The sequence below is a fragment of the Mitsuaria sp. TWR114 genome (assembly GCF_007997345.1).
This window is the reverse complement of record NZ_VOSR01000456.1, coordinates 1-5,575: the sequence shown is the minus strand read 5'-3', so window position 1 is coordinate 5,575 and position 5,575 is coordinate 1. Positions and strand designations below refer to the sequence as shown.

8 protein-coding genes and 1 other RNA gene are annotated in these 5,575 nt (G+C 67.9%); 3 read left to right on the top strand and 6 right to left on the bottom strand.

Features of this window, described 5'->3' with window-relative positions; all coding sequences use genetic code 11:
- The 3 genes from FUT87_RS30825 to ffs form a co-directional block, all read right to left on the bottom strand.
- Positions 1 to 174 (bottom strand): AraC family ligand binding domain-containing protein (locus tag FUT87_RS30825; RefSeq protein WP_404935413.1); only part of this gene is annotated, 174 nt, incomplete at its 3' end.
- Entirely contained in the window at positions 164 to 592 is a 429-nt protein-coding gene (locus tag FUT87_RS16415; protein WP_147241705.1) for a DUF1810 domain-containing protein, read from the bottom strand. The genes FUT87_RS16415 and FUT87_RS30825, both read right to left, overlap by 11 nt.
- A 526-nt stretch (positions 593 to 1,118) precedes the next feature.
- Positions 1,119 to 1,216, bottom strand: an RNA gene (ffs, locus tag FUT87_RS16410) — signal recognition particle sRNA small type.
- Positions 1,217 to 1,498: 282 nt separating this feature from the next.
- Here ffs and FUT87_RS28930 point away from each other — a divergent pair.
- Positions 1,499 to 1,921 (top strand): hypothetical protein, encoded by a 423-nt coding sequence (locus tag FUT87_RS28930; RefSeq protein ID WP_186830578.1) that lies wholly within the window; start codon positions 1,499 to 1,501, stop codon positions 1,919 to 1,921.
- Positions 1,922 to 1,954: 33 nt separating this feature from the next.
- Here the strand turns inward: FUT87_RS28930 and FUT87_RS16400 are convergent, their stop codons facing one another.
- Positions 1,955 to 2,740 (bottom strand): class I SAM-dependent methyltransferase, encoded by a 786-nt coding sequence (locus tag FUT87_RS16400; protein ID WP_147241704.1) that lies wholly within the window; start codon positions 2,738 to 2,740, stop codon positions 1,955 to 1,957.
- A 69-nt stretch (positions 2,741 to 2,809) separates the two neighbouring features.
- Positions 2,810 to 3,187 carry a SirB2 family protein gene (locus tag FUT87_RS16395; RefSeq protein WP_091723319.1) on the bottom strand — a complete coding sequence of 126 codons (378 nt, stop codon included), beginning with the start codon at positions 3,185 to 3,187 and terminating at the stop codon, positions 2,810 to 2,812.
- Between the two features lie 197 nt (positions 3,188 to 3,384).
- Between FUT87_RS16395 and FUT87_RS16390 the strand changes: the two genes are divergently transcribed.
- Together FUT87_RS16390 and FUT87_RS16385 are read left to right on the top strand one after the other, a co-directional pair.
- Entirely contained in the window at positions 3,385 to 3,912 is a 528-nt protein-coding gene (locus tag FUT87_RS16390; RefSeq protein WP_147241703.1) for a hypothetical protein, read from the top strand.
- A gap of 3 nt (positions 3,913 to 3,915) precedes the next feature.
- Complete coding sequence (locus FUT87_RS16385) at positions 3,916 to 4,293, top strand: HEPN domain-containing protein (protein WP_147241702.1); 378 nt, start codon at positions 3,916 to 3,918, stop codon at positions 4,291 to 4,293.
- Between the two features lie 82 nt (positions 4,294 to 4,375).
- Here the strand turns inward: FUT87_RS16385 and FUT87_RS16380 are convergent, their stop codons facing one another.
- Complete coding sequence (locus FUT87_RS16380; RefSeq protein WP_147241701.1) at positions 4,376 to 5,506, bottom strand: AIR synthase-related protein; 1,131 nt, start codon at positions 5,504 to 5,506, stop codon at positions 4,376 to 4,378.
- Positions 5,507 to 5,575: the final 69 nt, after the last annotated feature.

Genomic DNA, 5,575 nt, shown 5'->3' with positions numbered 1-5,575 from the left:
GCCGCGGCCGCTGGCGGACTTCTGCGCCCCGCGATCGATCAGGCCGATGCCGAACTCGTCATGGATGTGGCGGGAGAAGGCGCGCGCGGTGTCGGCGCGGACGATGTCGACGCCGGGGATCGGGCAGGGGAGGCGGGTGAAGGCGGCGCCGCGAGGCGCGGAGTCAGCGGCCATCGAGGAGTTCCAACGTGCGCGGATCGGGCTGGCCATCGTAGAAGCGGTCGAGGGCTTCGACGAAGACGGCGTCGTTGCCGGAGGCGCGCGCGAAGAGCGTCAGCGAGGAGCGGAACTTCAACGCGTCGACCTGACCGAGGATCTGCTCGGCGGATCGGGTGCGGTGGGAGGACATCAGCGCGACGCACTCGCGAAGACGCGGGCCGAGGACGGGGTGGCTGAGGTAGGCGACGGCTTCGTCGAGGGAGTCGATGCCGTAGAACTGGGCCGTGCTGCTGAGACCCAGGCCGCGGAGCTGCGGGAAGAAGTACCACATCCAGTGGCTGACCTTGCGACCGCGCTTGAGCTCGTCGAGGACGTCGGCGAGTTGGGGGGATTGGGCGGCGAGGAAGCGGTCGAGGTCGAAGGGGGCCGGCATGGCGGTTTCCAGATGCGCGCGGGCTGCGTCGACTCTAGCAAGGGGAACGCCTGAATCGGAGGGAACCCATTTGGTGGGAGGTGTCGCGCCGATGATGGTTCTCCTCACGATTGATGAGGCTCCGCAAGCTTTTGAGGGTTCCTCCGATGCGCCCGAGGCAGCGCCTCTTTCAGACTGAAGTTTTCGAAGGGAGGAGACCCGTATGGCGCAGATCATTTCTCGGCGTTTGCTCGTGCTGGGCGGATTGCTCGCGCTCGGCATCGGATCGGCGGAAGCCAAAGGCAGGCGAGGCGGTGGAGGGCGAAGCGGTAGCCGCGGTGGCCGTGGAGGCGGCGGTGGGGGTAACAGCGGCGACTGCGGCTCGCGAGGAGGCCCGGGCGGGCCTCGCGACAAGAACGGGAAATGTCCGGGGTGGCGGAAGTAATTCTTTCGGTTGAACTCACCGAAATTTGCTTGCCGCGAATTCTCGCGGCAGGCCGCAGAAACGAAAAAACCGCCACTCGGGCGGTTTCATTCTGGGTATGAGGTTGACGAGCCTTACCCTCGGCACTGGTCACAACGGTTAGGGCTGCTTGGTTCCCCACCTGACCCGGTTGGCCGCGCTTCCATGCGAGGAGGCCCGTCAGCGGCGGATTCTAGCCGAGCTTTCCGAGCCCTCCGGCCGCGCGCTCGCCGGGCGTGCATCTCCGCACGCCACGCGTGCGAACACCGCCGCCCCCGGGTCGACGCGCCCCACGGGCCTGTGGTTAAATCCGCCCCGGACCTCGTGGGACGCGCTCCCGCCCAGGCCATCGCCGATTTACCAACTACTTGCGGGCGATTCACAAATGCGGCTAAAGCGTTGCGGCTCCGATTGCCCCCGGGCCGGCAAACGCCGGTGACCACTGTGGGCTTCGGAGTTTTTTCATGTCCGCTCGTCTGGCTCAGTTCGATTCGCTGCTGACCCGTCGCCGTGCCGCTCACGGCACCATCGCACCCACCCAGCCGCTGCGCACGCTGCGCGACCCCTGGGGCGAGCCGGTCGCCGAGTTCTCCCGCTTCCCCTCCGACCTCGAACTGCTCAGGGCCGCCCATCGCCTGCACGGCGACGACTGGATCGGCCCGCTCGCCGACGACGCCCACGCCCAGCGCCTGAACGCCGCCTGGCGCCTCGCGCTGCTGCGCGCCGATCGCCACGGTCAGGCCCGCGTGTCGCGTGAGGTCGGCCCGCAATGGATCAGCGCCCCTCACGCCGCGCGACCCGGCGAGCGTCCCGCCGAGCTGCGCCGCGCGCTCCAGGCCGCGGCCGTCCGTCAACTCTGGCAATCGGGCTGGAAGCTGGTCGGCTGATCCGCCACGCCCGGCGGACCGCTCGCCACGCCGTCATGCCGACGGAAGCCGCTCTGCCAGCCAAGCCTCGGTCGCGTAAGGGAAGGCGATCGTTGGCGCTCTCAGTTCGGCGAAACGATCCCGCAGCGCGCGCAGTCGTTGCGCGACAACGTGCTGCTCCGTCTCCGGCAGCGACGCGATGAAGCTCACCGACAGGATCCGATCGATCACGACCTGATCGAAAGTGCCCACATGGCTGTGCGGCAGCACCGTCCGCTGCAGCGGCCCGAACAGCGACTGCCCCTCGAAAGGCTGCTTCCACGTCCCCTTGTAGAAGCGCGGCGCATCGCCCTCATAGGGGGTGATGATCTCGGTGATCGCGGCGACCCAGTCGCGGGACTCGTCCCTCACGTTCCACACCAGCCCCAGTCGCCCACCCGGCCGCAGCACGCGATGCATCTCGCGCAGCGCCTGCGCGTTCGCGAACCAGTGGAAGGCCTGTGCGCAGACGACCACGTCCGCCGCGCCATCCTCCAGCGGGATCGCCTCCGCCGTGCCGCCGAGCGCCCGCACGTCAGGCAGGCTTTCCGCGAGCCGCGCCCGCATCGCGTCGACCGGCTCGACCGCCGTGATCGCCGCGCCCGTGCGCGCCAGCAGCTTGGTGAACTTGCCAGTCCCCGCGCCGAGATCGACGACCCGCGCGCCCTCGCGGGCGCCGAGCGTCGCGTCCAGCCATCCAGCGAGCGCTTCCGGATACTCCGGGCGGCCACGCTGGTAGCTGTCCGAGGCGCTGGTGTAGCCGCGCTGCGCGGCGTCGTGGACGGGGCGGGTGGAGGTCATCGGCCCATGCTACGCCGGGCATGGCTCGTGGACGTCAAGGCCCTGTGGGCGCCGCGGGCGCGCGGTGGCTCAGAGCCCGAGCAAGACCTGGCGCGTCATGGACACCGCCATGACGTAGCCGAGCGCGACCAGCGCCAGCAGATAACCGACCACGCGGAACTCTCCGCGTCCGATGCCCCAGTGCCCGAGCGCGAAGTACGCGCCGAGCGCGATGAACTTCGCCGTCATCCAGGGCTCGTAGCGCGGGTCGTGGTGCATCGCGCCCCAGAGGCTCAGCCCGGACACCACGATCAGCACATGGCTGCTGAACACGAGCGTGCGCAGCCGCTCGTCCATCACCCACGCCGCGCCGAATTGATGCGCCAGCCCACGCACCAGGAACAGTCCGACGCTGCACCACGCGAGCAGCGCATGCATCTCGACCATCGGGCCATAGAACCAGTCCATGAGCGCGGAGCTTCGTCACCCGGCCGGGGGATGTCAATCCGGGGAACGCGGGGCAGGGCCCAAGAGGCCAGGCGGCTTCCCTCGAAGGTGGGCCCGCTTCAACCCCCCGCCGGGAACCACTTTGAGTCATGGCAGGACGCGCCGCGATTTCGAGAATGGGCGCCTTCCATCGACGTGGGTCGGTGAGTCGAAAGGTCGTGAAGATGGTTGATCAAATGGAATGCAAGCCGAGCGGGGTGCTGGCCGCGTCGGGCAGGGAGGCGGAGTGGCCGCATCACCGGTGGGTTCGCGTGGACAGCAAGTCCCAGGCACCTTACAAGTTTCATCCCTGCTTCAACCCGTGCTCGCCGCATGAATGGCCGTATGACCTGCAGGCCCTGCACGGGACGGAAGACTGGGACGACATCGTTGGCTGGTACCTGGAGCGACATCCGAAGCTGTCCCGCGACGACGTCCTCAACTTCGCGCAGGAGGTGGTCCGATGCGCGCAGGGGCGTCAGCTCAGCGTGGGGGTTTGCAATGACCCTGAACTGGCTCAACTGAGCCTTTCGTTCACCCTCTGGGGCTACTCGGAGGACGGGCAGTACGGCCTGGAGTCTCCCGAGGTGCGATCGATCGATCGGATCTGGTTCTCGGTCCCGGCATACCGGCGGCTGTTCGGGGACGTCAGCGTGAACGTGCGGCATTGCCCCTTCGAGGATCGCTTTCATTCCGCAGGGAGTTGATCCATGCACCAATTCAATCCGAACGAGACCTTCGAGGTCGCCGAGCATCTCGTGACGAGGGAGGGCGAAGGCAATCGCCGTAGCGCGGTATCGCGCGCCTACTACGCGGTGTTTCTTTTGGCGCGCGACCTGGCGGAGATTGAAGACAGGAGTGCAGACGTCCACCAACGAACGCTCCGGCATTACCTGAGCCTCGGCGAGAAACAGATCGCCAAGGACCTGCGATTCCTGCGGGACTGTCGCAATGAGGCCGACTATTCGACCAGGCGCTTATTCACACGACGTGAGCGCGATGAAGCCATGCGTCGATCAAGGCACGTCAGGGCGGCTTTGCAGGTGCTCGCGGGCCGGCTTGACTACTGGCAAGCCACGCCATGCTGATGATTCATCCACTCGACTGCGCGGAGCTGAATGCGACGAAGGGCGCCTCAGCGCCCTTCATTGCCTCCAGACCTGGCCTCGCTCAGCGCAGCTGCAGGTCGTCGTCACCGAAGCGGATGTCCAGCGGCTCGATCAGCAACTGCTTCTCACCGTCCTCGACGCGGCCGGCGTCCCACGCCTCGATGCCGCAGGACTTGGCGATCTCCACCACCTTCGCCGCCTGGTCCGCCTTCACGAAGATCGCGAAACCCGCGCCCATGTTCAGCGTCGAATAGGCCTCGCGGTCGTCCTGCTGCGCGTGCTCCTGCATGAACTTCAGCACCGGCGTCACCGGCGGCACCGTGTGGATGCGGTAAGTGAACTTGCCGGGGTGGCGTAGCAGCTTGCGCCAGCCGTGGCCCGTGATGTTCGCGCAGTAGTGCGGCGTGATGCCGGCCTTGTACAGCGCCTCGGTCACCGGCGAGTACAGCGTCGTCGGCGCCAGCAGCGCGTCCCCGTAGCTCAGGCCCGGCTGGACTTCCGTCAGGTAGCCCTGGGGCAGGCGCTCGGTCAGTTTGCGCGCCAGGCTCAGGCCGTTGGCGTGGATGCCGGACGAGGCCAGCAGCACGATCGCGTCGCCCGCGCCCAGCTTGTCGCCGACCGACAGCCGTTCCTTCGGGTTGATCAGGCCGGTGCAGGAGGCCGCCAGATCGATGCGGCCGCCTTCCACGATGCCCGCCAGCGCCGGCGTCTCGCCGCCGCCCCAGGCCACCTGGCAGACGTCGCAGGCCTTCTTCCAGCCCGCCACCAGCGCCTGCGCGCGCTGCGCGTCGCCGAACCAGTCCGAGCCGCCCGCGGCCCAATAGGCCTGCACCACCAGCGGCGTCGCGCCCACCGTGATCAGGTCGTTCACCGCCATCGCGATCGTGTCCTGCGCGATGCCGTCGTAGTAGCTCTTGCCGGTGAGCGTCGCCATCTCATCCGCGACCAGGGTCTTCGTGCCCAGGCATTCGACGATCGAGGCGATGTAGAACGGCCCCACGTCCACGACATACGCCGACTCGCCCCGCGAGGCCTTCACCTCGGTGAATCCGTGCGCGCTCATGTGGACGGCCGTGGCCGCCGCGGCGCGCTGGGCGCTGATCTTCAGCGGATCGATCAGGTCGTAATTGACGCCGGCCTGTTCGTAGCTCAGCGTGCCGGAGGAAGGATCGTGCGGGGCGTGGGTGCTCATGGCGGCGGATTATCCGTCAGCGCCGCGCGGGCCTCCTGACAAACCCGGACGCCGCCCGCCCGGCGGCGC

Coding starts and splice junctions, on each gene's coding strand:
- FUT87_RS16395 (WP_091723319.1), bottom strand. CDS start 3,187: ATGGACTGGTTCTATGGCCCGATGGTCGAGATGCATGCGCTGCTCGCG.
- FUT87_RS28930 (WP_186830578.1), top strand. CDS start 1,499: ATGTCCGCTCGTCTGGCTCAGTTCGATTCGCTGCTGACCCGTCGCCGT.
- FUT87_RS16380 (WP_147241701.1), bottom strand. CDS start 5,506: ATGAGCACCCACGCCCCGCACGATCCTTCCTCCGGCACGCTGAGCTAC.
- FUT87_RS16385 (WP_147241702.1), top strand. CDS start 3,916: ATGCACCAATTCAATCCGAACGAGACCTTCGAGGTCGCCGAGCATCTC.
- FUT87_RS16400 (WP_147241704.1), bottom strand. CDS start 2,740: ATGACCTCCACCCGCCCCGTCCACGACGCCGCGCAGCGCGGCTACACC.
- FUT87_RS16415 (WP_147241705.1), bottom strand. CDS start 592: ATGCCGGCCCCCTTCGACCTCGACCGCTTCCTCGCCGCCCAATCCCCC.